Annotated in this window: 26 protein-coding genes and 1 pseudogene; 12 read left to right on the forward strand and 15 right to left on the reverse strand. The window is 65.2% G+C overall.

Features of this window, described 5'->3' with window-relative positions; all coding sequences use genetic code 11:
- Positions 1-155: 155 nt before the first annotated feature.
- Entirely contained in the window at positions 156-929 is a 774-nt protein-coding gene (gene pqqC, locus QNJ67_13155; protein MDJ0609918.1) for a pyrroloquinoline-quinone synthase PqqC, read from the reverse strand.
- 38 nt (positions 930-967) lie between these two features.
- Positions 968-1900: a pyrroloquinoline quinone biosynthesis protein PqqB gene (gene pqqB, locus QNJ67_13160; GenBank protein ID MDJ0609919.1), complete on the reverse strand. Its 933-nt coding sequence runs from the start codon at positions 1898-1900 to the stop codon at positions 968-970.
- 457 nt (positions 1901-2357) lie between these two features.
- Between pqqB and pabB the strand changes: the two genes are divergently transcribed.
- The 3 genes from pabB to QNJ67_13175 are packed head-to-tail and all read left to right on the forward strand — an operon-like array spanning position 2358 to position 5220.
- Positions 2358-3776 carry an aminodeoxychorismate synthase component I gene (gene pabB, locus QNJ67_13165; GenBank protein MDJ0609920.1) on the forward strand — a complete coding sequence of 473 codons (1419 nt, stop codon included), beginning with the start codon at positions 2358-2360 and terminating at the stop codon, positions 3774-3776.
- Positions 3773-4381 (forward strand): aminodeoxychorismate/anthranilate synthase component II, encoded by a 609-nt coding sequence (locus QNJ67_13170; GenBank protein ID MDJ0609921.1) that lies wholly within the window; start codon positions 3773-3775, stop codon positions 4379-4381. The genes pabB and QNJ67_13170 overlap by 4 nt, the downstream gene beginning before the upstream one ends.
- Complete coding sequence (locus QNJ67_13175) at positions 4378-5220, forward strand: aminotransferase class IV (GenBank protein ID MDJ0609922.1); 843 nt, start codon at positions 4378-4380, stop codon at positions 5218-5220. The genes QNJ67_13170 and QNJ67_13175 overlap by 4 nt, the downstream gene beginning before the upstream one ends.
- Before the next feature lie 6 nt (positions 5221-5226).
- On the opposite strand, the gene QNJ67_13180 is transcribed toward QNJ67_13175, so the two are convergent.
- Both QNJ67_13180 and QNJ67_13185 read right to left on the reverse strand, forming a co-directional pair.
- On the reverse strand, positions 5227-5604 hold the full coding sequence (locus QNJ67_13180) for a 4a-hydroxytetrahydrobiopterin dehydratase (protein ID MDJ0609923.1): 378 nt from the start codon (positions 5602-5604) through the stop codon (positions 5227-5229).
- 100 nt (positions 5605-5704) lie between these two features.
- The gene (locus QNJ67_13185; protein ID MDJ0609924.1) at positions 5705-6478 is read right to left on the reverse strand and encodes a substrate-binding domain-containing protein; all 774 of its coding nucleotides are present in this window, start codon (positions 6476-6478) and stop codon (positions 5705-5707) included.
- 445 nt (positions 6479-6923) lie between these two features.
- On the opposite strand from QNJ67_13185, the gene QNJ67_13190 reads away from it, so the two are divergent.
- Positions 6924-7280: a VOC family protein gene (locus QNJ67_13190; protein MDJ0609925.1), complete on the forward strand. Its 357-nt coding sequence runs from the start codon at positions 6924-6926 to the stop codon at positions 7278-7280.
- A gap of 35 nt (positions 7281-7315) precedes the next feature.
- On the opposite strand, the gene QNJ67_13195 is transcribed toward QNJ67_13190, so the two are convergent.
- The 3 genes from QNJ67_13195 to QNJ67_13205 all read right to left on the reverse strand — a co-directional run bounded on the left by QNJ67_13195 (position 7316) and on the right by QNJ67_13205 (position 10270).
- Positions 7316-8125 (reverse strand): ABC transporter permease, encoded by an 810-nt coding sequence (locus QNJ67_13195; protein ID MDJ0609926.1) that lies wholly within the window; start codon positions 8123-8125, stop codon positions 7316-7318.
- Entirely contained in the window at positions 8122-8907 is a 786-nt protein-coding gene (locus tag QNJ67_13200; protein ID MDJ0609927.1) for an ATP-binding cassette domain-containing protein, read from the reverse strand. The genes QNJ67_13195 and QNJ67_13200 overlap by 4 nt, the downstream gene beginning before the upstream one ends.
- Positions 8908-9628: 721 nt before the next feature.
- Positions 9629-10270 carry a pentapeptide repeat-containing protein gene (locus QNJ67_13205; GenBank protein MDJ0609928.1) on the reverse strand — a complete coding sequence of 214 codons (642 nt, stop codon included), beginning with the start codon at positions 10268-10270 and terminating at the stop codon, positions 9629-9631.
- Here QNJ67_13205 and QNJ67_13210 point away from each other — a divergent pair.
- Positions 10263-10688: pseudogene (locus QNJ67_13210) on the forward strand (histone H1-like repetitive region-containing protein). The gene QNJ67_13205 and the pseudogene QNJ67_13210 sit on opposite strands and share 8 nt — an antisense overlap.
- A 245-nt stretch (positions 10689-10933) precedes the next feature.
- On the opposite strand, the gene QNJ67_13215 reads toward QNJ67_13210, so the two are convergent.
- Entirely contained in the window at positions 10934-11323 is a 390-nt protein-coding gene (locus QNJ67_13215) for a polymer-forming cytoskeletal protein (GenBank protein ID MDJ0609929.1), read from the reverse strand.
- 157 nt (positions 11324-11480) lie between these two features.
- Between QNJ67_13215 and QNJ67_13220 the strand changes: the two genes are divergently transcribed.
- Positions 11481-12563, forward strand: coding sequence for a hypothetical protein (locus QNJ67_13220; GenBank protein ID MDJ0609930.1), 1083 nt, complete (start codon positions 11481-11483; stop codon positions 12561-12563).
- Here the strand turns inward: QNJ67_13220 and QNJ67_13225 are convergent.
- From QNJ67_13225 to QNJ67_13240, 4 genes are all read right to left on the reverse strand, one after another.
- Positions 12560-13396, reverse strand: coding sequence for a sterol desaturase family protein (locus QNJ67_13225; GenBank protein ID MDJ0609931.1), 837 nt, complete (start codon positions 13394-13396; stop codon positions 12560-12562). The two genes, QNJ67_13220 and QNJ67_13225, sit on opposite strands and share 4 nt — an antisense overlap.
- Positions 13397-13491: 95 nt before the next feature.
- Positions 13492-14154 (reverse strand): class I SAM-dependent methyltransferase, encoded by a 663-nt coding sequence (locus tag QNJ67_13230; GenBank protein MDJ0609932.1) that lies wholly within the window; start codon positions 14152-14154, stop codon positions 13492-13494.
- A gap of 150 nt (positions 14155-14304) precedes the next feature.
- Positions 14305-16053 (reverse strand): adenylate/guanylate cyclase domain-containing protein, encoded by a 1749-nt coding sequence (locus tag QNJ67_13235; protein ID MDJ0609933.1) that lies wholly within the window; start codon positions 16051-16053, stop codon positions 14305-14307.
- A 406-nt stretch (positions 16054-16459) separates the two neighbouring features.
- Positions 16460-17155, reverse strand: coding sequence for a Crp/Fnr family transcriptional regulator (locus QNJ67_13240; GenBank protein ID MDJ0609934.1), 696 nt, complete (start codon positions 17153-17155; stop codon positions 16460-16462).
- A 416-nt stretch (positions 17156-17571) separates the two neighbouring features.
- On the opposite strand from QNJ67_13240, the gene QNJ67_13245 reads away from it, so the two are divergent.
- The 5 genes from QNJ67_13245 to QNJ67_13265 all read left to right on the forward strand — a co-directional run bounded on the left by QNJ67_13245 (position 17572) and on the right by QNJ67_13265 (position 23411).
- Positions 17572-19233 carry a hypothetical protein gene (locus QNJ67_13245; protein ID MDJ0609935.1) on the forward strand — a complete coding sequence of 554 codons (1662 nt, stop codon included), beginning with the start codon at positions 17572-17574 and terminating at the stop codon, positions 19231-19233.
- A 148-nt stretch (positions 19234-19381) separates the two neighbouring features.
- Positions 19382-19990: a helix-turn-helix domain-containing protein gene (locus tag QNJ67_13250; protein ID MDJ0609936.1), complete on the forward strand. Its 609-nt coding sequence runs from the start codon at positions 19382-19384 to the stop codon at positions 19988-19990.
- Positions 19991-20087: 97 nt separating this feature from the next.
- Positions 20088-21254, forward strand: a complete 1167-nt coding sequence (locus tag QNJ67_13255; protein ID MDJ0609937.1) for an acetyl-CoA acetyltransferase — start codon at positions 20088-20090, stop codon at positions 21252-21254.
- A 73-nt stretch (positions 21255-21327) separates the two neighbouring features.
- Positions 21328-22314 carry an MDR family oxidoreductase gene (locus tag QNJ67_13260; GenBank protein ID MDJ0609938.1) on the forward strand — a complete coding sequence of 329 codons (987 nt, stop codon included), beginning with the start codon at positions 21328-21330 and terminating at the stop codon, positions 22312-22314.
- A 440-nt stretch (positions 22315-22754) separates the two neighbouring features.
- On the forward strand, positions 22755-23411 hold the full coding sequence (locus tag QNJ67_13265) for a tetratricopeptide repeat protein (GenBank protein ID MDJ0609939.1): 657 nt from the start codon (positions 22755-22757) through the stop codon (positions 23409-23411).
- Between the two features lie 10 nt (positions 23412-23421).
- On the opposite strand, the gene QNJ67_13270 is transcribed toward QNJ67_13265, so the two are convergent.
- Genes QNJ67_13270 through QNJ67_13280 form a run of 3 tightly spaced genes read right to left on the reverse strand, consistent with a single transcriptional unit; the run spans position 23422 to position 25422 of the window.
- Positions 23422-24195, reverse strand: a complete 774-nt coding sequence (locus QNJ67_13270) for a methyltransferase domain-containing protein (protein MDJ0609940.1) — start codon at positions 24193-24195, stop codon at positions 23422-23424.
- Between the two features lie 14 nt (positions 24196-24209).
- A complete protein-coding gene (locus QNJ67_13275; GenBank protein MDJ0609941.1) occupies positions 24210-25001 on the reverse strand; it encodes a molybdopterin-binding protein in 792 nt (263 codons plus the stop codon).
- Positions 24988-25422 carry a hypothetical protein gene (locus QNJ67_13280; protein MDJ0609942.1) on the reverse strand — a complete coding sequence of 145 codons (435 nt, stop codon included), beginning with the start codon at positions 25420-25422 and terminating at the stop codon, positions 24988-24990. Before QNJ67_13280 ends, QNJ67_13275 begins: the two co-directional genes overlap by 14 nt.
- 153 nt (positions 25423-25575) lie before the next feature.
- Here QNJ67_13280 and sfsA point away from each other — a divergent pair, with 153 nt between their 5' ends.
- Complete coding sequence (sfsA, locus tag QNJ67_13285) at positions 25576-26277, forward strand: DNA/RNA nuclease SfsA (GenBank protein ID MDJ0609943.1); 702 nt, start codon at positions 25576-25578, stop codon at positions 26275-26277.
- Positions 26278-26322: the final 45 nt, after the last annotated feature.

A 26322-nucleotide genomic window follows, 5' to 3' on the forward strand; every position in this document is an offset into this window, starting at 1 on the left:
GTCGCAGCGCTTGATGATCTCCAGGGCGATCTGGTCGAGCTCGAAGACCCGCTCCGGCGCCTGGATGATCCACTTGTCGTGCTGCCGGTTGAACTGCAGCTTGACCCCGGGCGGCAGGCGGGGCACCGATGCGCTAGAGATGGCCACGGCCTCGCTCATGGCAAGTCCTGCCGGCGGCCGCTCCCGGCCTGCCGGTCCTCCGGCACGAAGGCGCCGGGCGGGATGTGCCCCGGCTCGACGTACGCGTGGTGAAGCGCGTCGAGCTGGGACCAGAGCACATCGGTCTTGAAGCGGACCGCGTCGAGCACCGCCTCCTGCTCGGCCCGGGTCCGCGCCTCGCGCGTGACGTAGGCGAGGCCGAACTTGACGTCTTCCGGCGCCTCCTTGAGCCGCCGCTTGAAGTAGGCGACGGTCTGCTCGTTCGCGAAGTCGTAGTGCTCCAGCAGGCCGGCGATGCGCTCTTGGTGGATCTTCGGCGCGAAGAGCTCGGTCAGCGACGAGGCCACCGCCTCGAGAAGGGAGCGCTCGCGAACGAAGCGGATGTAGGCATCGACGGCGAAGCGGGTCGCCGGCAGGACCGCGCGGCAGGAGACCACCAGTTCCCGGTCCAGGCCCACGCCTTCGGCTAGAACCAGCCAGCGCTCGATGCCGCCCTCGTTTCCGCCGTCTTCTGCGTTCAGGTCGCCGTCGTGCTCGGCGATCCGGTGGCGCCACTCGCGGCGCAGCTCCCGGTCGTCCGCGCGCGACATCAGCGCGGCGTCCTTCAGGGGTATGCGGCTCTGATAGTAGTAACGGTTGAGCACCCAGGCCTGTACCTGTCCCCGATTCAACGCGCCGCCGTGGAGCAGCTTGTGGAACGGGTGGAGGCTGTGATAGCGCTCGGCGCCGAGCCGGTGCAGAGCCGCCTCGAGTTCTGAAGGGGACAGCAGGCCTTCGGAGCCGGCTTCCCGCCTATCGGCCAACACACTCACAGTTCGATCTCCATGCCGTCGAAGGCGATCTCCCACCCGGCCGCCTCGACCTCGGACCGTTCCAGTGAGTCCGAAAGCAGGACCGGGTTGGTGTTGTTGATGTGGAGAAAGATCTTACGCCCGACATCGAGGCGCGAGAAGGCCGCCATGGTCCCGTCCGACCCGGCCATGCTCAGGTGGCCCATGCGCTGCCCGGTCTTGACGCCGGCGCCCTGGCGCAGCATTTCGTCGTCGCGCCACAGCGTGCCGTCGAAAAGAACCAGCGGCGCGTCCCGGAGCCGTTCGCCCAGATCGGGCGGCAGCGCGGCGCAGCCGGGGATGTAGTAGAAGAAGCTGCCGCGCTCGGCATCGGACAGCCTAAGACCGATCGTGTCCTCCTCGACGGTCCCGAAATCGGCGCCCGCCGAAGCATCCTCCATATAGAGCGCGACCTTGCCGGGCACGGAGAAGGGCTCGATCTCGATGCCCGTGGCGCGGTCGTCCTTCGTCTTGATTTCCAGCGCGCCGCCCAGGCGGAGCGGCCGGCGATCGACGAAGTCCGGGTTCAGCACGTTGAAGATCGGGTTACCGGCCAGAACGTCGAGCACCCGGCCGGTCGCATAGACCGCGAGAGGATGACGCTCGCGCAGGGTCAGGAGGCCGGCGACGTGATCGACGTCGCCGTTGGTCAGGATGACCGAGACAATCGGGCTGTGCCGCACGCCCTCCGCGGGGTGAAGCTGGTGATTGTCGTTGATCTGCTGGCGCAGGTCGGGCGAGGCGTTGAACAGGACCCAGTCCGATCCGTTCGCCGTGACCGCGATGGAAGACTGGGTCGCCGGACGCGCCGCCGGGTCGCCGGCGCGGGCCCGCTTCGACGCTTCGTTATTGCTATTCCATTGCGGAAAGCCGCCGCCAGCGGCCGCCCCCAGCACCAGAATGCGCAGCACGAGTCCACCGTCGGGTTGCCGAGAAGTCTTCCAGCGCTCGGGCCGATCCAGAGGAGCGGCAGGCCGCTTCGATCGAGTGGCCGCGTCTCAGCGCAGATACTCTGTCCCATCGTTCGCGCGGGCCGGTCTCGGACAAACGAAACCCCGGAACGCGCTTCGCCTACGCAGCGTGGGCTTCCGGGGTCTTCAAGAGGCTCTAGGTCGGTTCAGCCTAGAGCTCGGCGCAAACGTAAGAGTTGATCTCGAGGCCTACCGAAATCTCAACGACTTGCGGAGTCTTCCAAGCCATGTCCTGTTCCTCCCATGGGCGATCGACATTGGATTGAGCATAATATATTTGCGCGATCTACAAGGGTAAAGCCAATTCTCCAAGACCCGGGCCGGCCAGACCGCTTGACCCCCCGCGCAGCCGCGTCGAACAATGGACTTTGCAACGGCGGTAGAAACGGAACCGGCAATGGCGGCATGTGACCTGGCGACGCGGGAGGGACTGCTCGCCGTCGAGCTGCCCTACCGGGATCCCCTCGAAGCCTTCGCCGCCTTCGCCGAAGATCCCAGCGCGGTTTTCCTGGACAGCGCCCAGACCAGCGAACGCCTCGGCCGCTATTCCTTCATCGCCGCCGAGCCGTTCCAGACCCTGACGGCGAAGAACGGCGTCGTGACCCTGGGAGACCGCCGTTTCGCCGCCGACCCCTTCGACGTCCTGGATCAGGAACTGAGGAAGTTCCCGGTCGCGGCCCGCGAGGACCTGCCGCCGTTCCAGGGCGGCGCCGCCGGCTACTTCGGCTACGAGCTCGGGCGCCAACTCGAGGCGCTGCCGCTGCCGGCCGAGGACGACATGGCGTTCCCGGACATGGCACTGGGGTTCTTCGATACGGTGATCGCCTTCGACCATCGCGAGCGCAAGACCTGGATCCTGTCTTCCGGCTACCCGGAGCGGGCGGCAGCTGCACGGCAACAGCGCGCCGAGGCCCGGGCTGGGCGCTTCCGCGAACGCCTCGAGAGCGCCAACAAGGTGCCGGCGCCGGCCGTGCCGGCCGAGGTGGCGGTCACCGCGAACTTCTCCCGCGAAGCCTACGAGGCGGCGGTTCAGCGGGTGATCGACTACATCCACGCCGGCGATATCTTCCAAGCGAACCTGTCCCAGCGCTTCAGCTTCGACCTGCCTGACGGGATGACGCCCCTCGATCTCTATGGCCGGCTCAGGGCCGTTAACCCCGCACCCTTCGCCGCCTATCTGCGGTTCGGCGACGTGGCCCTGGCGTCCTCCTCGCCGGAACGCTTTCTCAAGCTGCGCGGCGGCCGGGTCGAGACCCGGCCGATCAAGGGCACCCGTCCGCGCGGCCGGACGCCGCGCAGGGACGACGACCTCGCGCTCGAGCTGCTCGCGAGCGAGAAGGACAGGGCCGAGAACGTCATGATCGTTGATCTGCTGCGTAACGACTTGTCGCGGGTCTGCCGGGACAGCAGCGTCGAGGTGCCCGAGCTCTGCGTGCTGGAACCCTATGCCACGGTGTTCCATTTGGTCTCCACAGTGGTCGGCGAGCTGCGCCCCGGCATGACCGCCGTCGATCTGCTGATGGCCAGTTTTCCGGGCGGCTCGATCACCGGGGCGCCCAAGATCCGCGCCATGGAGATCATCGCCGAGCTGGAGCCGACCAACCGTGGGCCCTATTGCGGCGCCATCGGCTATCTGGCTTTCACGGGGGACATGGACAGCAACATCGTCATCCGCAGCTACGCGATCCGCGGACGCAACGCGACTTTCCAGGCCGGCGGCGGCATCGTGGCCGACTCCGATCCGGCCCGGGAGTACCAGGAGACGCTGGACAAGGCCGAGGCCTTGCTGCACGCGATCTCCGCGGGCGGCCGATGATCCTTCTGATCGACAATTACGATTCCTTCGTCCACAACCTGGCGCGCTACTTCCGCGAGCTGGGTTGCGTCACCGAGGTGCGGCGCAACGATTCCCTCACCTGCGCCGAGGTCGAAGCCCTGGCGCCTAGCCACGTCGTTCTCTCCCCCGGCCCCTGCACGCCCGACGAGGCGGGCATCTCGGTCGAGCTGGTGCGGCGCCTGGGCAGCCGTGTTCCAGTGCTCGGCGTCTGCCTGGGCCACCAGTGCATCGGCCAGGCCTACGGCGGCACGGTGACCCGGGCGCGTCGCCCGATGCACGGCAAGACCTCGCTGCTGGCCCATGACGGCGAGGACATCTTCCAAGGCCTGCCCAATCCGCTGAGGGCCACGCGCTATCACTCGCTGATCGTCGCCGAGTCCGGTCTGCCCGGTGAGCTGCGGGTCACCGCGCGCAGCGAACAGGGCGAAATCATGGCCCTGCGACACCGGTACCATCCCGTTGTCGGGGTGCAGTTCCACCCCGAGGCGGTCCTAACCGACGGTGGCCACGAACTGCTGCGCAACTTCCTCGCTCTCGGCGGTCGCTGGGGCCGCGCGCGTCCGAAGACCGGCCGCGCCGCATGATCTTCCTGAACGGCCGGCTGGTCGGCCCGCGGGACGCGCGGATCGACCCCAGGGATCGGGGCCTGCTGCTCGGCGACGGGCTGTTCGAGACACTGCTCTGCCGCTCCGGCCGGCCGCTCGACCTCGCGCCGCACTATCGCCGCCTCGCCACGGGCGCCCGCAAGCTGGGCATTCCCCTGGCGCTGACGGAGGACGAGGCCGCGCGGGCGATCGCCAACCTGCTCGACGCCGAGGCCCTGACCGACGGCACGGCCGCCCTGCGCATCACGCTCACCCGTGGCCCTGGCGCCCGCGGTCTGCTGCCGCCGCGCGACAGCAACCCGACCGTGATGATCAGCGCCGAGGCCTGGTCCCGCCCCGTCTTAGGCCCGGCCGCCGCCGTGATCGCCGCCGGGGTCCGGCGCAACGAGCACTCGCCCTGCGCGTCCCTCAAGACGCTCAACTATCTCGACAACGTCATGGCCCGCCGGGAAGCCGAGGAACGCGGCGCCGACGAGGCGCTGATGTTGAACACGGAGGGGAGGCTGTCCTGCGGCAGCGCGAGCAACCTCTTTCTTGTGCTCGACGAGCGGCTGGCGACGCCGCCGCTCGCCGACGGCGCGCTGCCCGGCATCACCCGCGCGGCGATCCTGGAGATGGCGCCGCGGCTCGGCATTGAAGTAGAGGAACGGCCGCTGCCCGCAGAAGCCCTCGCCGCGGCCCGGGGTCTCTTCGTGACCAACAGTCTGATCGGGCTGCGGCGCGTCGCCTCGGTCGATGGCGAAGTGCTCGGCGCCGGCGACGCCGATCCGCGCGTGAGCGCGATCGAGGCCGCGCTGGAGGACGCCCGCGCTCTCTAGCTCGGGCTACTTGCGGTACTTGATATAGGCGAAACGCGGGTCGGACGGGGTGCCGGTGAGCGCGCCCCCTTCGAGACCGGGCTGCCAGGCGATGACCTCCTCGATCTTGCGCGCGAGCTCAAAGTCCTTGTCAGTGATCCCGTCGGCGTCGTGGGTCTGCAGGCAAACCTCGACCCAGGGGAAGGAGGCCGCGATGTCCGGATGGTGCCACGCCGCCTCGGCCAGATGGCCGACCGTGTTGATCACCATGAGCGTCCCCTTCCACCCGTGGGTCTCGTACTTGCGCCGAATGAATCCACCTTCGAAGCGCCAGGCCGGAAGTTCCCGCGCAAGGCGGTCCGTCACCTCGGTGTCCGAGTAAACCTTTTCCTGCGACACGCTCATCGATATCCGTCTTGCCGTTGGACGCGGTGTCTGCGCCGGTCGGAAGATTACGGTAGACGATCGGCCGGGCGCTAACAACCGCGGCCAAGAAGGCGGCGGCTCAGACGCCGCCGGCTGCACCACTCGCAATGTATCGCGTCGCCTCGATCACCTTTGCCAGGGCGCGGCTCGGCTTTCCCTTCGTGACGAGGTACATGGGTTGTGTGATCGACTTGTCGGTGACCAGCGAGTAGACACGCTTGTCGACCATGCTGGCGCTGGCGACGCCCAAGGCATTGGGCACCCGGCCGACTGCGAAAATGATCTGGGGTCCGGTCTGCACGCTGTTGACCTCGGTCAACGCGTCGCCCCAATCACCGATCGTCTTCTCGACCAGCGTTCGGATGCCACCGCCCCGGTACTCGGTGATGATGTTGATGGGCTCGTCGAGGCCGCCAACCTCGCTCCAGAACCGGACTCGGCCGGCAAGGATGTCGGTTATCTGCCGCAAGCTGAGCTGCTTGATCGGGTTGGTGGGATGGACGACGAAGGCGACCCTGGTGGCGCCGATTTCATGTGCGACTAGGCTGCGCCCGTCGATGGTGCCCGGCCGTTTGGTGTTGATCTTGCGAACGACGTCGGCCAAAGGCGCCGAGATCGCCGCAAGGTCGGCATTGCCCTCGTAAAGGGCGACGACACCGCGGCTGCTACCGATCGAATTCACTCGGATGCGCCGACCGGCCCGCTTTTCGATACTTGTCTCATGGGGCGTGAGGACGGTGCTCGCCACCGTGGTCGATCCGGCGATGGTCACTTCGTTCGCTTGTGCGGTCGGCACCGCATAAACAGCAAGAAAGGCAAGCAAACAGGCGGCTTTTCGATAGCAACTACGCATAAGCGGTGTCCCCTCAGCCAATTGTTCCAAAGTCCTAGTGACCAGCTAGAGCCTCGGCTGTTCCCGAACCCTAGAGTGCAGTGACGACTTTATTAGAGTAATTCTTAAAAGAATTTCAAAATTGATGGCTTAATTCCACAATATTATCTCTAACTTACATCATATTTATGTTGCCAATCAGAGTAAAAATAAAAATCTAAATCAGTAATAGTGACTTCTATTGCACGAGCACCTCGAATCTTTGCCCTGTGGCGCCCTTGTTTGGACGGTCCGCGGACAAGGCTGTGGATCAGCCCCGCCGTGGAGACCGCCGTTCGACAACAAACGGCAACATGCCTGAGCCCTTAGAATCTATCGGGCTGCCGGCGCACGATCCGAGGGTTGCCAAGGTGGCGCCCTTGCCGCCTCATGAACCCGTTCAGAAATCCGCCAAGGAAGCCGAGTGATGCAGCTATATGCGGTGCGCATTTTCGTCCGGCGGTGGCCCGAGGCCTGCGCCTTCTTTCGTGAGACTTTGGGCCTCGAGGAGCGCTTTCGCAGCGACGATTTCGGCTGGGCAGAGTACGACCTCGGCGGCCCTTGCTTCGGGCTGGAGCGGGTCGAGCCGGGCGACGCCGAGGGCGAGGCACTCGTCGGCCGCCTGGTCGGCGTCTCGCTCAGGGTCGAGGACATCGACGAGACCTATGAAACCCTGAAAGACCGCGGCGTCGTCTTCGTCTCCCCGCCGGCGAGGCAGCGCTGGGGCGGCACCCTCGCCCATTTCAAGGACCCCGACGGTAACGTCCTGACCCTGCTGGGCTGAGCCGACGCCGATCGTGGGGGGATCTGAGGGATCCCCTACCCGCCCGGCCCGCCACGGCGCGCGATCAGGCCCCGTGCGGGATCGTAGCCGTAGATCGCCAGGCCCATGAAGACGAGGGTGCAGCCGGTCACAACCAGCAGCGCTTGCACGTTGAGCTGGCCGTAGAGGGCGAAACGGATCAGCTCGACGGCGTGGGTGAAGGGGTTGGCGTTACAGATACGATAGAGCAGCTGGCTCGATTCCTCGATCTTCCACAGGGGATAGAGCGCCGAGGAGGCGAAGAACATCGGGAAGATGACAAAGTTCATCACGCCCGCGAAGTTCTCGAGCTGCTTGATCAGGGACGACAGGACGAGCCCAAGGGCGCCGACCATCATACCCGACAGCAGCAGCGCCGGGATCAAGGTGAGATAGCCGACGGGCGGCGGCTGGATCTCCCAGAACCAGGCGATCATGAGGAAGACGTAGACCTGGAGCAGCGATACGGCGACTCCGGCCAGCAGCTTGCAGGTGAGGAGGTAGGCCCGCGGCATGGGGCTGACCAGCAGGATGCGCATGTTGCCCATTTCCCGGTCGTAGACCATCGACAGCGACGACTGCATGCCGTTGAATAATTGGATCATGCCGACCAGGCCCGGGGTGATGTAGACTTCGTAGAGCACGTAGGTCTCGTAGGGCGGCACGATCGAGACGCCCAGGACCGATCGGAAGCCGACCGCGAAGATGAAAAGCCAGACCAGGGGCCGGACCAGCGCCGCGACAAAGCGCTCGCGCTGGTGCAGGAAGCGCAGCGCCTCGCGCGCCACCACCCCGGCGAGGCAGCGCCAATACTGCACCGGCGTCATGACGGCTGCCCGGCGGTGAGCCTGGCGAAGGCCTGGCGGATATCGGCGGCGCCAGCCCGGGCGACCAGCTCGCTGACCGGGCCCTGGTCGACGACCTTGCCGCGATGCAGGACGATCACGCCGTCGTCCGCCGCCACCTCGTCGATCAGGTGGGTCGCCCAGAGCAGGCCCAGGCCCTCCTCCCGCACCAGACGGCGGACATGATCGATGATGCCCTGGCGGCTGCCGATGTCGAGACCCACTGTCGGCTCGTCGAGCAGCAGCAGCCGGGGCCGGTGCAGGAGAGCGCGGGCAATCTCGACCCGGCGCAACTGCCCGCCGGAAAGCTCCCTGACCTTGTCCGCGGCCCGCTCCAGCAGCCCCAGGCGCTCCAGTTCACGGGTCGCCCGGGCACGCGCCTCGGCGCGCGCCATGCCGTGAAGCGCCCCGTGATAGAGCAGGTTCTGCATAACGGTCAGGTCGAGGTCCAGAGTGCGTTGCTGGAACACCACGCCGATGCGCGCCAGCGCCTCACACGGGCTTTGCCGGAGCTCGCGGCCGAACACGCGGATCGAGCCGTTCCGATTGTCGTAGAGCCGGGTCGCCAGCGAGAAGAGCGTCGTCTTGCCCGCTCCGTTCTGACCCAGCAGAACCGTGAAGACGCCGCGGGGAATGGTGAAAGAGACCTGGTCGAGCGCCCGAAAGGTGCCGAAGTCGTGGCTCAGGTCAGCGACGCGGAGGGCCGCCGCGCCGGGATCCTCTCCCGCGGGTGTGTCGGTGCTCTGGGCGGCCTTCTGATTCATCGGAACGGACAAGCGGCTTCAGCGATCGCAGCGCCACAATAATGGCGGCACCGCCCGGCCACCATAATTCTCTGGCGCGGCCGCCCAACCGACGCCTCCTGCGGCTTTCCGCTTCGGTCAAATTTTCGGCAAATTTTTTGTTTTCCGTTAACGCTTCATTAACCATGGCCGCTCTACGGTGACGTCATGCCCTTCTAGGGCCTCCTCCCTGTTCAACTTGTCCCCGTTGCCAGCAAGCTGTGCAACGGGGATTTTCTTTTTCCGGACCCCGAATTCATGGGGGCTCGACTATCGGATTCCGGCAGTCGACTGGTGCAGGTCCGAAGCGGGTCTTCTTGCGCGCCCGGGCTACTGCAATCTGTCATAGGTTTTTAGCTGAGCGTTTGCGACTTTCACTACATGCGCATTAGCATCACAGAAAAACTCAAGAACAAAATTGCAATATCAAAGTAATTACCTTGTCTTATCTGAAATCTAAACTTATACGATACATGATGATGATATATCGATAGAAAACAATACGTTACATGGTTGAATTAGAACCCACCGCCCCGGATAACCCTGCCGGAGCCAATATTTCTGGGTGATAATGCGGACAGCAAGGAACATGACTAGGGACAAGATAGACAGAGTATAGGGCGGTGATTTCTGCGGAATACAGTAAGTCTTTCTTAACTGAATGGACTTACACGGACTAGACGGCATCACATGGTGCCAGAGCCTAGCCACGACGTGAGGATTGATTAATGGCTACCACCAAGAAGTCCAGCGCCAAGAGGCGCCCGGTCAAGAAGGCCGGTGCCAAGAGGCCTGGTACCAGAAAGGTCGCCGCCAAGAAGACGACGGCCCGCAAGACGACCGCTCGCAAGACGACGGCTCGCAAGCCGGCGGCCAAGCGGACTGTTGCGAGGAAGTCCACGGCTCGCAAGACGACGGCCCGTAAGTCCACGGCCCGGAAGCCTGCAGCCCGTAAGACGACTGCTCGGAAGACGACGGCTCGAAAGACGGCGGTCCGCAAGACGGCGGCCCGTAAGTCCACCGCTCGGAAGACGGCGGTCCGCAAGACTGCGGCCCGCAAGTCTACCGCTCGGAAGACGACCGCTCGGAAGTCGCCGGCTCGGAAGACGACCGCTCGGAAGACGACCGCCCGGAAGTCGCCGGCCCGGAAGACGACCGCCCGGAAGTCGACCGCTCGGAAGACGACCGCCCGGAAGTCCACCGCTCGGAAGACGGCCCGGAAGTCGACCGCTCGGAAGACGACCGCCCGGAAGTCCACCGCTCGGAAGTCGCCGGCTCGGAAGACGGCCCGGAAGTCGACCGCTCGGAAGACGACCGCCCGGAAGTCCACCGCTCGGAAGTCCACCGCTCGGAAGTCGCCGGCCCGGAAGACGGCCCGGAAGTCGACCGCTCGGAAGACGACCGCTCGGAAGTCGCCGGCCCGCAAGTCGACCGCTCGGAAGACGACCGCTCGGAAGACGACCGCCCGGAAGACTGCGGCCCGCAAGCCCGCGGCCCGCAAGACCACGGCTCGGAAATCCACCGCCCGCAAGCCCGCGGCCAAGAAGGTTACCGCCCGCAAGTCGACGGCCCGCAAGCCGATGGCGAAGAAGGCGGCTGCCAGGAAGCCGATGGCTAAAAAGGCGCCGGCCAAGAAGCCAATGGCCAAGAAAGCGGTGGCCAAGAAGCCCATGGCCAAGCCGGCGAGCAAGCCGGTCGCCAAGGTGGAAGGCAATCAGGCGCCGATCCTACCCTGGCGCATTGGTGACGTGCAGATGCACTAAGCGTCTTGCTGCGCGGTTCGCCCTAACAGCGGACCTCGAGGCAAAGCCACCAAGGCAGCGAAACCCGGCACGAGCTTCGTGCCGGGTTTCTCATTTGAGGCGATAGAATGGGCGCGCCCAAGTCAGACCAAAAAAATACCCCGCCTCGTGCGGGCGGGGTAGTTCGAAGAGAGGCACATGCATCATCCGATAGTCTGGAATGAATAGCACAAAAGTGATCTTACATTTCGCCTACTAACTTTATGTTAAAGTGTCGAAAGGCGGGTCACCTGCCCCTCCAGGAAGGCGCCGGCTTCGATCTCCAGGATGTCCTGGGCGATATCGCCAGTGACCTTCGCCGTGCTCGTCAGAACGACCTTGGTGGCCTTGACCTCGCCCGAAAAGGCGCCGCAAATGCGCACCGTTTCCGCGGATATGGCGCTGTTGATCACGGGTTGAGGTCCCAGAGTCAGGGTTCGACAACAGATCTTGCCGTCTACGCGGCCATCGATACGGATGTCGCCAGTGCTCACCAGATCACCGGTGATCACCAGGTCGGGGCCGATGACCGAGTGCTGGATCGGCTTCCTCGCCTCCGCGGCCGCGCTCGTAGCGGCGACCTCTCGTTGCTGAGCCTCTCGGCTGGTCTGGAACACCGGGCACCCCCTCGCGACGCATGTCTTGATGAAGAAATCTAGTGCCTTCGGATTAACAACATTTTGAAGGCGCCTCGCCGCGGCAGGCAAAGATTAAGGCCCGTCGCCTATGCTCCGTCTCGTACCATCCTCGAGCGATCTCTCCGATTCGACAGGCATGCCAGAGAACAAGAGCGAACCAGCAAGCAGTCACCGGCGCGGCTTGGGCCGCCGGCGTTATCTACCGCTGCTGCCGATCGCGGCGTCCCTCGTTTTCGGCTTCCTCTACGGACTGTCCCTTCCGGGCGCGACCAGCGCGAGCGTCGCGCCGGTGGATCGCGCCCAGGCGGTCTCACCCTTTGCCGGACTCGGTGCCGGACGGATCGAAAGACTGGTCTCCCTGGTCGACAAGGCCCGGGACACCTGCGACCAGGTCGGTCTGCTGCGTCGTGGCGCCGGGCAGAATGCTGAACTCGTTCGGCTGTTCCGGATCCTGTCGCACAGCGACTTGGCGAGGACATTGATCGCGCGGGCGGCGGAGCGGCGAGCGGTCGTCTGCATCGACGGGCAGACTACTCTTCTCGGCTATTACCGGTCGGGCATGCGTCTCATCGGCATTCGCGCCAATCTGAACGAAGGCGAGAAGATCGCATTCCTGGCTCACGAGCTCTCCCACGTGCCGCAGCACGGAAAGTTCTCCGATAACCGCTATTACCCGGCGTCGGACCTGATCCTGCTGAGACGGGTCCGCGAGGCGACGGCCGAGGCGGTCTCGACCTGGATCGCCTGGGAACTGCGCCAAGCGGGCTTTGACGAGCCCTGGCAGGAGAAGCGCAGCGATCACTTCTACGGCGACGTCGCCCGCGCCTTCGAGGCGGCCTGGTCGCGAGGCCAGGGAACCAATCAGGGAACCGAGCGGCCGGTCCTCGCCGCCCGCGCCGCCTTCGATCAATGGTTCGCGGAGCCCGCGCGCCTCAATCTCTACGACCGCATGACGGTCGATCACCTGGAGAGGATCTCCGCCGACTCCATGGGCCTGGTGCCGGCCAGAAAGTGGCTGACCCACCGCTTCCTGCTCGATATCGGACACATCCGAGGACGCAACTTTCTGGCCCGGGCCACCGGCCGCCGCCTGACCCACCCCTACTACGCGACCCGGATTTCAGAGGGCAACGCCGAGGATCTGAGACGCCTGCTGGAGCAAATCGGAGACGAAGAGGCTGGTCCGGCGTCGCCCGACAAGTCGGCGAAACCGCTTTAGGCGCGGCGGCTTTCTCCGGCGGCCGCCTCCCCGGCCGGGCCGAAGGAGTCCTGAGCCGCTTCATACCCGCTGGTGAAAGGGGCCGCCAATTGGGCTAGAAAGCTATTCGGAAGGCACTCGTCGGCGCCAATCTCTGTAGGCGGCCGCCGGTCCGGATTGAAGTAGGTGCCGAACACCAGATCCCAGACGATGAAGTTCTCTCCGAAATTCCTGTTGCCTTCCGAGGCGACCCGGGAATGGTGCCAGCGGTGCAGGCGCGGCGTATTGAACAGGTAGTCGAGGGGCCCGGTGCGAAGGTCCACGTTGCAGTGGGTCAGGAGTCCGACGATGGCGGTAACGCCGGTCACCCACATGAAGATCTCGGCCGGCGCGCCGACCAAGTAGAGGAGCGGTTGGCTGAGCACGAGGCTGACCAGCCCATCGACGAAGTGAAAACGGCCGGTATTGAAGAACCAGAGTCGGCGCACGCTGTGATGCACGACATGGAAGCGCCATAGGAACCTCTTTTCATGGGCCAGCCGGTGGGCCCAGTAGAGGCCGAAGTCGGCGACCAGTAGACCGAGTATTACCTGGGCGCAGAGCGGCCAATCGTTCGGCCACAGAAGGCTGCTGTCGGGCGCCGCAAGCTCGGCGAGCCCCAGGAGGCCCGCCGAAACGACGGCCATCTGCCCGCCGCCCTTGGTGAGAAGCGTGTGCCCGATGTCGAGGCTTAGCTGGCGGTCCGGGCGCCGCCAACTGGGCTCATAGGGCAAGAGACGCTCGAGGACGAGCAGAGCCAGCGCGAACCCGACATACAAGACGTTGAACCCGAGCCAGCCATAATCCTGCGTCACGATTCGATCGAGAGCCAGAACAGCCGCAACGAAGAGGAACGGCCAAAGAAGAAACCGAATTGCTTCTTTCATAAGGAGAATGACCCGGTTGATCGTCACGCATGGAGAGTGGCGGTGGCAGACGCTGCCCCTGGCGAGAACGCCGGGGATGAGGAGGACGGCCTCAGAACCAAGATCTTGGCGGCGTCGCCAAGGATGTCGCGCCGCTCCAAGACTTCCAGGCCCGCGTCCGCCAAATGAGGCTCCGTCTTGGCATCGAAACGCTGGTCAAAAAGGTAGAGCGACCATGGCTTTACCAGGGTCATGATCAAGCGGGGCAGCAATCGGCGCGACATGGCATAGTCGAGCAACCGGATGGAGCCGCATGGCTTGCAGATGCGAGCAAGCTCCGTCAAGGCACAGAGTTGCTGATCCTCGCGCAGTATTCCGAACAACAGCGTCGCCACGATGCCGTCAAAGCAGCGGTCCGGAAAGGCCGTTCTCATCACATCCATCTCGAGAAATTGTGCCGGCTTTCCGATCTTCTCGGACTCCAGACGAGCAAGCCTGAGCATTCGAGGACTCTTGTCGATCCCGACTACACGGCTGTCGGAGGGGTAAAAAGCTACGTTTCGGCCTGTACCCACTCCCGCGTCCAGGATGCGACCGGACAAGCCTTCAAAGAGCGAGGCCCTTTGACGTCGCCGCCAAGTCAACTCGTGTGGCGCATCCAGAAGATTGTAAAAGGGAGCAATTCTCTCGTAGGTCTTCTTTGTCACCGGTTTCAATACTCAAATTCTCAGGCAAGTATCAAAGGCAGGAATTATTTGATTGTCGATGAAAGACCGGCAGACCGTCAAGAGCCCACCTCGTCAGCTACACAGAGGCCGCGCCGACGGTACCGGACCCGGCTAGAGCAGTAAGTCCTCTCAGGTGATCAAGCCCGCGACTCTCAGGCCGTCGAGCAGGTTTTCCATATCGGCATGGTGCTGGAATGGTTCCTTTTTGGCGAAACGCTCCCATTCGATATCGGCTCCGACCGCGACAATCCGCCCGACCAGAGCCTCAGCCTCGCGCCTTTGACCCAATTTGCCGTAGCAGGCAGCCAGCCATATCGTGAGCCACAGGGGCGGCGTCGCCACCCGTTCGATAATGTCCGCCGCCTCTCGATAGCGCCCTGCCGTGTACAAGGACTGCCCCAGATCTTCAAAGTACCAGTCTGGATGGTAGGGATTGAGCCGCATCGCGTGCTCGAGCCAGGAGATGCCGTCCTCCGGGTTGCCCATGAAGGTCAAGAGCATGCCCATATGGGCCGCCCCGTCCGCATCGTTCGGGTTGAGGTTTACACCACGTTCATGGTGATGGAGTGCTTGACCGAAGTTTCGCCGATAAAGCTGCACTCGGCCGTAAATCATGTGACAGCGGCTTTCTTCCTCATCAAGTTCAATCGCTTTTTTCGCGTGTTCATCTGCGCGCTCGTCCAAGGGATCCAGACTGACCTCCCAAAACCACTGGTACATGCAGGTCGAGGCAAGATGCGCGTAGGCCAGCGCGTACTCCGGGTCGAGCTCGATCGCCTTCGCGAAGAGCGCCGCAGCCTGCGCGTTGTCCTCTTGCGTCAGCCGGTTGAAGTGATCCAAACCTTGCAGCAGGTAATCGTAGGCCGCCAAGACCTCCGTCGGCTTACGTTTCGCCCGCTGCAGAACGTCTGATTCGACGCGCCCGACCAAGGTGGCGACAATGGTCCGCGTGACCTCGTCCTGGACCGCGAAGATGTCCTCCATGTCTCGGTCGTAGCGCTCCGCCCAGAGGTGGGTGCCGGTCTGCGCGTCGACCAGCTGGACCGTAATGCGGACACGGTTCACGGCGCGCCGGATACTGCCCTCCATAATGTATTGGACGCCCAGATCGCGGCCGATCTCGCGAACGTTGACCGGCTTGTTCTGAAACGCGAAGGACGAGTTCCGTGCGATCACGAAGAGCGACTTGAAGCGCGAAAGTTCCGTAATCAGGTCGTTGGTGATGCCATCCGAGAAGTAGTTCCACTCCGCACCGCCGCTCATGTTGATGAAGGGCAGAAGTGCGATCGAGGGCTTCGACGGGAGACTGCGCGCAGGGCGGCGGCCCTCGGGGCCTCCCGCCGTCGCCTGATCCAGAGTCACGCGATAGACACCGATCGGCTCCAGGATGTTCTTGACCTGGTGACTGCCGAGGCTCTCGAACCCGAGGTCCAGCCGGTTTCTCACGCTCTCGAAGGCCGCCGATGTCAGGCAGATGTTGCCCGGCTCGACGAGTTGTTCGATCCGAAAGGCGATGTTGACGTCGTCACCGTAGATATCGTCGGACTCGACGATGATTTCGCCGACATTGATCCCGATCCGGTAATCCAGGCCCGGATCCTCGTCTTGCGCGTCCCTCCGGCGGGTCTTCTGGGACTGGATGTGGACGGCGCACTCGACGGCATCGACGACACTCGAGAATTCGACCAGAAAGCCGTCACCGGTCTTCTTGATCAGCCGGCCACGGAAACGACCGATCGCCGGCTCGAACAACTCGCTGTAATCACGCTTGAAGTGATTGTGGCTGGCGAGTTCGTCCTCCACGATGTGGCGGGTATAGCCTGCCGCATCGGCAACAAAGATCGCAGCGAGCCTGCGGACAACGTCGTGAGTTGTCATGAACCCGATCCAGCGAAGTAGCCCGACGACCGCGGCGGCAACCAGTAGTCGTCAGTCGGAACTTACCACATGGATTTCAAATTGGTCACCCGCGCAGATCGGAAAGCCGGGGAATCTACGGAAAAACATAACCTTTGGATAGAATTCCTATAAGCTGATTGTATTCAAAGTTGAATTCTCAGCGGCCTTTATCCACTCGGCTGCGCCGCCGAGGCAGGGCGTGCCGCGGCGAGGGTGCGCGGCTGACTCAAGCTGCTGCCTACAACCAAGCCTAGAGCGGATCGCGCTCAATCAAGATCCTTGCGTGATCGCAATTGAGCGCGAGCCCCCCCTAGAGCAAGACACAGAGCGGATTCACATGTTTAGTTGGCAACGACGAAGTGGTCCCATCTGAACATGATCCGCCCTAGTGCCCGATCACGTCGTGCACCATCCGGGACAGGCGATTCATGTCCTGAATGACCCAGGTGTTCCCTTTCCGCTTGATCACACCGTCCTGGTCGAGGCGGTTGAGCTCACGGGTTACCGCTTCGCGGTGCGAGCTGATGCGGCTGGCGATCTCCGCGTGTTTCGGCGCGGGTGACAAACGGGCCGTGTTGTCTTCGCTGGCGTTCTGGCTGGCGAGGCGCAGGAGCTCGGCATGGATGCGGTTCTTGACCCCCAGGGCCGTGAACTCGAACACGCGCTCGGATAGATCGCGGATCTGGGTTACCAGGCGCTGCAAGGTCGCGGCCATGATCGCGGGGCTTTCCTCGAGCGCGCCCCAGAAGACCTGCGGCGACATCGATGCCACCAGACAGTCCTCGATCGCTTGCACGCTCGCCGCCCGCGGCTTGCCATCGATGGCGGCGAACTCGCCGAACATCTCGCCGGCCGTGATATCGCGAAAGGTCACTTCCTTGCCGGAAACCGAGTAGACGATGGCGCGCGCCTTGCCGCGCACAAGGAAGAACACCTGCCGGGACTCGTCCTGGTGGCCCACGATCTGCTGATCTTGCCGGTAGGTGTTCCACTGGCAGCGTGCCGCCAGTTTGCTGACGAGCTCCGGCGGGGCGTCCTCGAAGAGATCGATATTCGCCAGCGTTTCCGTTGCCCCAATCATCGAAGTTCCTCTCTCTATCGGCGGTACCGGTCGCCGGCGACAAAGGCCTGAAGACACGGCTGCTTGGCCCAAGCATTGTTCCCTATGGAAGCCTTGGGCATTTCTTCCACAGGCTTGGAGCGCTGCCAGGTTGCCGTCCCTGGTTTCGGTTGCCCTGTCGGCGCCCTGAACTACAGCGTGTTCCATACTGTTCGATAACTCAATGCCTGCTTGTGGCAAAAGCCACAGTCTTCCCGTTCAGCCCAAGTCTATATCTGCCCGTTGCGCGCTCACTGGCCCGCGCCGGTCGATCGCCGTCAGTGTCGATGTTCAGGTTTGAGGAAAAGATGAAGAGAACCCTAGAGGCCCCGAAAAGCGGTAGAGGCGGCTTCGGTCCAGATACCGACCCCTCTGGCCGGCGTGCCGGCGCGGCGCCGATGCCGCTGCACACGATCAGAATCCTTATCGTTATCGACGGCCATGCGAGCAGCATGCACAACGCCTCTTTCAGCCCGTCGGCCTACGGCCTGTCCCATCTGCTCGATTGCCTCGCCGCCGACTCCGGTGAGAGCGTTCGGTTCGACGTGACGCGGGCTCATCGCCAGAGCGATCCGGCCGCCGCCGCGGCACAGACCGAAGCCCCGGGCGATCCCGGCTGCACCAGACCCCACTTCGAGAACTTCCGGTTCGATCAACCCGGCCTGGAAATCGACGATTTCGACGAGGTTTGGCTATTCGGGATTCGCGCGGGTCTCGATGACTCCCAGGGCCTGAGCGATCGGGAACTCGAGATTCTGGCGCGCTGGATGGACCGCGGCGGCGGGGTCTTCGCGACCGGCGGTCGCGACGACATGGGTGCGGCTCTTTCTGGCCGCGTCCCGCGGGTCCGGAGCATGCGCCGCTGGGGGCCGGCGCCGCATCGCGCCGACAACATCCTCTTCTACAAGCCCGTCGCCAAGGCGCCGAGGGCCGCCGCAGCGGCGCAGGATCCCAGGGAGACCCGGGCCTACATGGTGCCGAAGCGCTATGCCCAAGTCTCCTGGCCCCCCTTCGCCGCAACCCAGGCACCGCATCCGATCCTATCCGGCCGGCAGGGCGCGATCGAATCGCTGCCCGTTCACGCTCGGCAGAACGAGGCCCTGGAGGAGATCGATCGAACAAGCGCATTCAGTTTCGGCGCCTACCGGTCACAGCCGGAGTTCCCGGGGGCCTCGGGAGATGGACCACGGCCGGAGGTGATCGCGTGGGCTGCGGGTCTTGGGGGGCCGGGAATTGGGCCCGCGGATCCGCATCGCTCGCTCAGCCCGTTCGGCTGCGTCGGCGCCTACGACGGTCACAAGGCCGTCAGCCCCGCAACGGGAACCGCGATCGGACGGGTCGTGGTCGATTCTTCCTGGCACCACTGGTTCGACTCCTATCACGGCCGCGCTGGAAGCAGAGCGATGCCCGAGGGCCCGAGCGGGCTCGGCCACCCGGAAACGGATCCGGACGGACCGCCGCACGAGGACGACCTGCGCGACTACTACCGCAATATCGCGCTCTGGCTCGCGCCCCTGGCGGTACAGAGAGCCATGCTGCTGCAGGTCGTCTGGAACGCGGTCGCGCGCTCGCCGCTGGTCGAGGACCTGAACCTGCGCCAGAGCATCTGGCATCTCGGGGCAAGGACGAGGGATGCTCTGGGCAGGACGGTCAACCTCTGTCTGCTCAGTGACTGGCTTTACGCCCTCTACCCGCCGGACACCTTGGATCCATGGCGCCAGATGGCGCACGACGAGACCCTGCCCTGCCTCTTCGCGCCCCCTCTGGAACTGCTCGAGGTCGCCTCCCTGGGCGGCATCGTCCGGGAAATGCTCTCGCTGGCGGCGTCCTTCGAACAGGGAAGAGTCGAGCAGTTGAGCGAGCTTTCCCTGGCGGCCGCGCTGGTCAAGGGCGCGGAGTACGGCTTGATCGAATTGTTGAAGACGCACGGGCTCTCGCGCGGCGTCACCGACCAACTGATGCAACGGCTCCACGAAGCGCTCGATAGCCTGCCTGCGGACGAAGACTACGTCCTGTCGCGCAACCCGACATCATCGCACCAGCCGGGACCGGAGAGTTGATTCGACGAGTGAAGCGGCAGGGGCGCCTTTCTTGGTCCGGCTGCCGGTCGAGAGGCCGCGGCATTTGGACCTTGAGCCGGGTCGAATCGCATGAGATTGAGGGTCGAGCTCCGGGCGGCGCCGGGGAGACGGATAGCGGGTCCCAAGGATGTATTCCTGGTCCAATCGGCTGAACGACGTCATGAAGCAGCGGGGCTGGAGCCAGTCCGAGCTTGCGCGGCGCGCCCAGGTTTCCAGGGAGAATGTCAAGAAGTACTGCCAGGGCCTGGTCAGCCAGCCGCGGGGTGAAACGCTCCCGCGTCTGGCCGAGGCGCTCGGCGTCAACGCCCTATGGCTGCGCGACGGACACGGCCCGCAATGGCGCCGCGTCCCCTTGGTCGGCTATCTCGAGAAGAGCGAACGCCTCTCCGCAGCGGCGCCCGATACCGGCGACAGCGGAACCGCCACGCCGACCATGGCGTTCGACCTCGAGGCTGCCGACCCGATCGCTGTGGAGGTGCGCGGTGCGTCGATGATGCCGGCCTACCGGCCCGGCGATATCCTGATCTGCACCCGTTTGGGCCCAGGCAAGTCGTCACTCTTCGAGAACCGCGACTGCGTGGTCCAGCTGACCACGGGCGACCGCTATGCCAAGCGCGTCGCCGCCGGCTCCGAGGCCGGTCTTTACAACCTGCTGTCCTATGCGGGCCCGCCGCTCACCGACGTGCGCCTCGACTGGGCGGCCCCCATTGTCTGGATCAAGCGCGCCGGCGGCTGACGAGCCCGAGCGAAGTCGACGTTCGTCCGGTATGGGGGATGACGTCCCGCCCCGGGTTTGATAGTGTCCCGCGCCTTCCACGCCTGGGAAAGATCGCATGACTGCCTGCATTATCGGTTGGAGCCACACCCCTTTCGGCAAGCATCAGGACCAGGACGTCGAGTCCCTGATCCTTCAGGTCGCCCAGAGCGCCGTGGCCGACGCCGGGCTCGAGGCGGCGGATATCGACGAGCTCGTATTGGGGACGTACAACGAGGGCTTCTCGCCCCAGGGGTTCCCTTCCTCCCTGATTCTTCAGGCCGACGAGGCGTTTCGATACAAGCCCGCGACGCGGGTCGAGAATGCTTGCGCCACCGGCACGGCGGCGCTGCATCAGGGCGTCAAGTCGGTCGAGGCCAAGCGTGCGCGCTTCGTCCTGGTCGTGGGTGTCGAGAAGATGACCGCCCTGCCCGGCCCCGAGATCGGCGGCGTCCTCTTGAAGGCCGCCTACGTCAAGGAGGAAGGCCAGATCGAGGGCGGCTTCGCGGGCGTCTTCGGAAGGATCGCCCAGCAGTATTTCCAGAAGCACGGCGACCAGTCCGACGCGCTCGCCGCGATCGCCGCGAAGAACCACAAGAACGGGGTGGCCAATCCCTTTGCCCAGCTGCGCAAGGACCTGGGCTACGAGTTCTGCCGCAACGTTTCGGACAAGAACCCGGTGGTCGCGGGCCCCTTGAAGCGGACCGACTGCTCGTTGGTCTCCGACGGGGCGGCGGCCGTGGTTCTAAGCGACGTGGCGACCGCGCTGGGCCGAAACAAGGCCGTCGCGCTGCGCTCGACCGCGCACGTCAACGACTTCCTGCCCATGAGCAAGCGCGACATCACCCTCTTCGAGGGCTGCGAGGTCGCCTGGAGCCAAGCGCTTCAACGCGCCGGGGTCGAGCTCCAGGACCTATCGCTGGTCGAGACCCACGATTGTTTCACCGTCGCGGAGCTGATCGAGTACGAGGCCATGGGACTGACGCCGCGCGGCGAAGGCGCGCGAGCGATCCTCGAGGGCTGGACCGCCAAGGACGGGCGCCTGCCGGTCAACCCCTCGGGCGGCCTCAAGTCCAAGGGCCACCCGATCGGCGCCACCGGGATCTCGATGCATATCATGGCCTCGATGCAGACGCGCGGCGACGCCGGCGAGATGCAGGTGCCCGGGGCGAAGCTGGCCGGCGTGTTCAATATGGGCGGCGCCGCGGTCGCCAACTACGTGTCGGTTCTCGAAGCCCTGCGCTGAAGAGAACCCGGGGATCAACAAGCCGCCGCGCTCCGGCACGACCGCGGGCGGCGGGGGACGAAAGGCGGTGACGATGTTCAAGGCGCTCCTGCTCGAAGAGAGCGACGGTAAGGTCAGCAGCTCTATCCAGGAACTCGACGACTCGCGGCTGCCCGAAGGCGACGTGACCGTCGCGGTCGAGCACTCCACCCTGAATTACAAGGACGGCATGGTCCTGAACGGCATCGGCCGCCTAGTGCGCAGCTACCCCCACGTTCCGGGCATCGATTTCTCCGGACAGGTGCTGGACAGCCAGCACCCCGACTTCAAGCCGGGCGATGCGGTCGTCCTCACCGGCTGGCGGGTCGGCGAGATGCACTGGGGCGGTTACGCCGAGAAGGCGCGGGTCAAGGGCGACTGGCTGGTCCGTCTGCCCGACGCCCTCAGCACGCGCCAGGCCATGGCGATCGGCACGGCGGGCTTCACCGCCATGCTCGCGGTGCTGGCGCTGGAGAAGCATGGGGTCACGCCGGACAGCGGTCCGGTGCTGGTGACCGGCGCGGCCGGCGGCGTCGGCTCGATCGCCGTCTCCATCCTGGCCAAGCTCGGCTACGACGTGGCCGCCTCGACCGGCCGGAGCGAAACCCACGATTACCTGCGCAGCCTGGGAGCCAAGACCCTGGTGGACCGCAACGAGTTGAGCGAGGCGCCGACCCGGCCTCTCGATAAGGAGCGCTGGGCCGGCTGCATCGACTCGGTCGGCGGCACCACGCTGAGCCACGTGCTTACCCAGATGGCCTATCGCGGCTCCGTAGCCGCCGTCGGCCTGGCGGGCGGCAGCAAGCTGGACGCCACGGTGATCCCCTTCCTGCTGCGGGGCGTCAACTTGCTCGGAATCGACTCGGTCATGTGTCCCAAGGACGAGCGCTTGGTCGCCTGGCAGCGTCTGGTGACCGACCTGCCTCTGGAGAAGCTCGAGTCCACGACCCAGGACGCCTCGCTGAGCGACCTGCCTGGCTTGGCCGAGGCGATCCTGAAGGGGCAGATCCGGGGGCGGGTGGTCGTCGATACCCGATCCTGACCCGTTACTAGAGCAGATCCGGGTTTGGTTGAATCGCCAGGGCGATCCGTCAAACCCGGTGAATCTGCTCTATCACTCTGAATGAGAGCGGATTCACATGCTTGGTCGGAACCGCGAAGCGTTTCCGTCAAAACATGATCCGCTCTAGGGTTAACCCTCAGTAATCACGACCATTTCCCTAGCCGCGGATTTGCGGTAAAATCCCGCTGCGAAGAAGATCATGGCAGGAAGCCGGGAAATGGGTAAATGGGCGAGCTTGTTGATTCTGGCTCTCGGGCTGAGCGCCTGTAGCAGCTACTGGTCGGAGGACGCCCGCTACTGTTACCGGACCTTGGCACGCGTCGATTGTCACACTGCTCCCCTCAAGGGCGAAGAAAGCCGCTTGGTGGGCGCCTATAGTGACTTCTGGTTCTAAACGGCACAGCTGGACGGTCAGAGCTTTGAAACCCGCTCGCTGGGCCCTGGCGGCACTGCTGCTCGGGGCTTCGGCGGCCGGGGCGGCTGAACCCTCGGCCTATCCCGACTATGGTGAGGGGCTGCGCTGGCACCTCAATGCCGCCGAGGCGGGCGATGCCGAGGCCCAGTACCGTCTCGCGCGCTTCTACCAGGCGGGAATCAAGGCCGGACGGGATCCGGTTGAGGCGCGCCGGTGGTATGCGGCGGCGGCCGCTCAGGGTCACCCCCAGGCCGCCTTTCGCCTCGCCGCCATGCTGCAATCGGGCTCCGGCGGCCCGGTCGACCCGACCGAGGCGCGCCGCTGGTTCGAGGCGGCGGCCAGCCTGCCTCTGGCCCAATACAACCTCGCCAGCCTCCTGGAGCGCGGCCTCGGCGGCCCGCGCGATGCGGCGCGCGCTGCAGAGCTCTACGAATCGGCGGCACGCGCGGGCGTGATGGAAGCGGCGACACAGCTCGCCGTGATGAAAATCGACGGCCGCGGCCTGCCCGAGGACAGGGTGGGCGCCCTCGCCTGGTTGATCGTGGCCGCCGAAGCCGGGACCCCCGGCGCGGAAGAGTCGCGCGCCCTGCTCGCCGGTCAACTCGAGCCGGCGGAGAGGCAGCAAGCCGGCGAGCAGGCGCGGACCTTGCGTCGGCGCTGAGCGCCCCCGCCTACTTCCGGGCGACCATGAAAAGCCGGCGAAACGGCAGCAGCGTCGTGCCGTCCGACCGCCGCGGGTAGGCCTCGGCAAGCGCGGCGCCATAGCGCGCCAGGAAGTCCTCCAGCGACGGGCCCGACAGGGCGTCGTACACCGGTCTCAAAGCGGTGCCCTTGACCCAGTCGAGCACCGGGTGTTCGCCGGACAGGACATGGAAGTAGCGGGTTTCCCAGATATCCAGACTGGCTGTGCCGGGCGCCAGCAGGTCGTAGTAGGCGGCCGGTTCCAGGACCGCTTCGGACGCCAGGTCGATCCGGTCCCGCCAAGGCCCCTGGCCGGCCGTCTGGCGCAGCAAGCGGTGGGTCGGCTGGTCGAAGTTTCTCGGCATCTGGACCGCCAGGACGCCGCCAGGCGCGAGCAGCCCCAGCAGTCGGGGAAACAGGGTCTTGTGGTCCCCCACCCAGTGGAGCGCCGCGTTGGAGAAGACCAGGTCCGGCGGCGCGTCGGGCCGCCACGTCGCGATCTCGCCCTGCGCCCAGTCCAGCCGGGGCGAGGCGGCGGCCGGAGAGGAGGCGTCCGCGCGCTCGAGCATCTCGGCCGAGGAGTCGAGGCCGGTCACGCGGGCCTCCGGCCAGCGCTCGCCAAGCCGGGCCGTCAGCTCGCCCGTGCCGCAGCCGAGGTCGAAGATTCGCCGCGCGGCGAGCTCGGGGATCCTGCCGATCAGGTCCAGCCCCGGACGCAGCCGCGGCGCTGCGAAGGCGAGATATTGCCGGGGGTCCCAAGGCATGGAGGACGGCGCGCTCAGGTCCGGCCGGGGCCGGCTTCCGCCTCGATCCGGCCGCCGAGGTCGCCGATCAGATCCCGGACCCGAGCACCGACCTCCGCGAGGTCCGCCGGCTCGGGGCCGCGCAGGACCAGGCGCACCCCGAAACGTCCTTCCTTCTGATAGGGATAGCTACCGATCTCGACCGTCGCGTGATCGTTCTGGATGGCGCCCAGGCCGGGCGCCATCACGCTTTCCGGCAGGTTGACCGTCAAGGCGTGGGATAGCAGCGGCCGGCCGCCTTTCAGGCGCGGGCGCAGGGTTTCGAACATGGCCCGCATGACGCGGGGAATCCCGGCCATGACGAAGACGTTGCCGATCTGGAACCCGGGGGCCTTGCTGATCGGATTCTCGATCAGCACCGCCGACTCGGGCGTGTTGGCCATACGCAGGCGGCCCTCGTTGAGCTCCGAACGCCCGTAGAAGACTTCCAGGATGGCCTCCGCCTCGGGATTGCGGATCAGCGCTACGCCGAAGGCCCGGGCGACGCATTCCGCCGTGATGTCGTCGTGGGTCGGGCCGATGCCGCCGGTCGTGAAGACGTAGTCGAACCTGGCCCGTACTTCGTTGACCGCGTCGATGATGGCGTCCGGGACGTCCGGAATGACCCGCGCCTCCATTAAACGGATCCCCAACTCGTTCAAGGACTCGCCGAGAAACGCCAGGTTCGCGTCCTGAGTGCGGCCCGACAGCACCTCGTTGCCGATGATCAGGGCGCAGGCGGTTACCGCCTCTTCCGCCGATCCGCCCGAATGTTCAGTTCCGGCTATAGCCCCTGGACCTCATGCAGCTCTCGAACCGGTAGATTCTCTCGTTGCCGTAGTAGTAGGCGTTGACGCGGCGGTCCAGGCTACCGCTGTCCTGCAGCATGGACTTGCTGTCGCCGCGGGCGGCATCGATGTCGCGGTCGATCTGGATGTCCTTGGTCACCTGAGCGTTGGCGAAGCGATAGCAGGAGTCGGAATCGGCCAGCACCTGCTCCTCGCTCACACCCGACTTGATCCAATCGCCCTCGCCGTCCTCTTCCCCGGCGGCCGGGGCGGGCCGGCTTCTGGAAGAGCTCTTCTTCGGCTCGGACTCGAAGAACTGCTTGCCCGGGTAGCGGAAGGTGCTCGGGTCAGAGCAGCCGGCCGTTGCAAGCAGGGCGAGCACGAGGGCGGGCCCGAGAGCGCTATGGATCAGAGTACGCATAGGAGCCTCGTGGTAGAACACGGGAGAGGATTTAAGTCCAGCGATACCATGCCCAGGAGACGGTGCGACGACCGCCCTGCCCTGGTCGACCGCGCTCGAGGGCGCGATTTGGGCGATTCCATCGCGACCGCATCTGCTCTAGGGTCGCGGGCCATGAGGTTCCCCGATCCCTTGCTCCCAGGCCGTCTGCTGCGGCGCTACAAGCGGTTCCTGGCGGACGTCCGGCTCGAGACCGGCGAAGAGGTGACCGCCCATTGCGCCAACCCCGGCTCGATGATGGGCCTGGCCGAGCCCGATTCGCCGGTCTGGCTGTCCCCGGCGCGAAATCCCGACCGCAAGCTCCGCTACTCCTGGGAGCTGGTCGCCCGCGACGGGGCCCTGGTTGGCATCAATACGGCCCACCCCAACACCATCGTCGCTGAAGCCCTGGCCGACGGTTCTCTGCCCGCGCTGTCGGGCTACCAGCGGATCCGGCGCGAGGTCCGCTACGGCCAAAACAGCCGCGTGGACTTCCTCCTGGAGAGCGACCAGGGACCGCCGTGCTACCTGGAGGTCAAGAGCGTGACACTCAAGCGCGGGGACGGCCCGGCCGAGTTTCCCGACGCGGTCACCAAGCGGGGCGCCAAGCACCTCGCGGAGCTGTCCGAAATCGCCAGGGCGGGCGCGCGGGCGGTCATGTTTTTTCTGGTGCAGCGCGAGGACTGCGCCTACATGGAGGTGGCCGACGACATCGACCCGGCCTACGGGCGAGCCCTGCGCGACGCCGCCGGGCAGGGGGTCGAGCTACACTGCCACGCCTGCACCCTGAGCCCCCAGGCGATCGAACTGGACCGTCGCTTGGCGCTGAGGCTATAACCGCTTCTTAGGCGTTTGGCCCTAGTGGTGTCTGCGTGATTGCTT

This window comes from Kiloniellales bacterium (assembly GCA_030064845.1).
Lineage (GTDB): Bacteria > Pseudomonadota > Alphaproteobacteria > Kiloniellales > JAKSDN01 > JASJEC01.

Bases quoted from the DNA above. Each gene is read 5' to 3' on its own strand.
- pabB (MDJ0609920.1), top strand. From the start codon at position 2,358: ATGGCGGCATGTGACCTGGCGACGCGGGAGGGACTGCTCGCCGTCGAG.
- QNJ67_13170 (MDJ0609921.1), top strand. From the start codon at position 3,773: ATGATCCTTCTGATCGACAATTACGATTCCTTCGTCCACAACCTGGCG.
- QNJ67_13175 (MDJ0609922.1), top strand. From the start codon at position 4,378: ATGATCTTCCTGAACGGCCGGCTGGTCGGCCCGCGGGACGCGCGGATC.
- QNJ67_13180 (MDJ0609923.1), bottom strand. From the start codon at position 5,604: ATGAGCGTGTCGCAGGAAAAGGTTTACTCGGACACCGAGGTGACGGAC.
- QNJ67_13185 (MDJ0609924.1), bottom strand. From the start codon at position 6,478: ATGCGTAGTTGCTATCGAAAAGCCGCCTGTTTGCTTGCCTTTCTTGCT.
- QNJ67_13190 (MDJ0609925.1), top strand. From the start codon at position 6,924: ATGCAGCTATATGCGGTGCGCATTTTCGTCCGGCGGTGGCCCGAGGCC.
- QNJ67_13195 (MDJ0609926.1), bottom strand. From the start codon at position 8,125: ATGACGCCGGTGCAGTATTGGCGCTGCCTCGCCGGGGTGGTGGCGCGC.
- QNJ67_13200 (MDJ0609927.1), bottom strand. From the start codon at position 8,907: ATGAATCAGAAGGCCGCCCAGAGCACCGACACACCCGCGGGAGAGGAT.
- QNJ67_13220 (MDJ0609930.1), top strand. From the start codon at position 11,481: ATGCCAGAGAACAAGAGCGAACCAGCAAGCAGTCACCGGCGCGGCTTG.
- QNJ67_13235 (MDJ0609933.1), bottom strand. From the start codon at position 16,053: ATGACAACTCACGACGTTGTCCGCAGGCTCGCTGCGATCTTTGTTGCC.
- QNJ67_13240 (MDJ0609934.1), bottom strand. From the start codon at position 17,155: ATGATTGGGGCAACGGAAACGCTGGCGAATATCGATCTCTTCGAGGAC.
- QNJ67_13245 (MDJ0609935.1), top strand. From the start codon at position 17,572: ATGCCGCTGCACACGATCAGAATCCTTATCGTTATCGACGGCCATGCG.
- QNJ67_13250 (MDJ0609936.1), top strand. From the start codon at position 19,382: ATGTATTCCTGGTCCAATCGGCTGAACGACGTCATGAAGCAGCGGGGC.
- QNJ67_13255 (MDJ0609937.1), top strand. From the start codon at position 20,088: ATGACTGCCTGCATTATCGGTTGGAGCCACACCCCTTTCGGCAAGCAT.
- QNJ67_13260 (MDJ0609938.1), top strand. From the start codon at position 21,328: ATGTTCAAGGCGCTCCTGCTCGAAGAGAGCGACGGTAAGGTCAGCAGC.
- QNJ67_13270 (MDJ0609940.1), bottom strand. From the start codon at position 24,195: ATGCCTTGGGACCCCCGGCAATATCTCGCCTTCGCAGCGCCGCGGCTG.
- QNJ67_13280 (MDJ0609942.1), bottom strand. From the start codon at position 25,422: ATGCGTACTCTGATCCATAGCGCTCTCGGGCCCGCCCTCGTGCTCGCC.
- sfsA (MDJ0609943.1), top strand. From the start codon at position 25,576: ATGAGGTTCCCCGATCCCTTGCTCCCAGGCCGTCTGCTGCGGCGCTAC.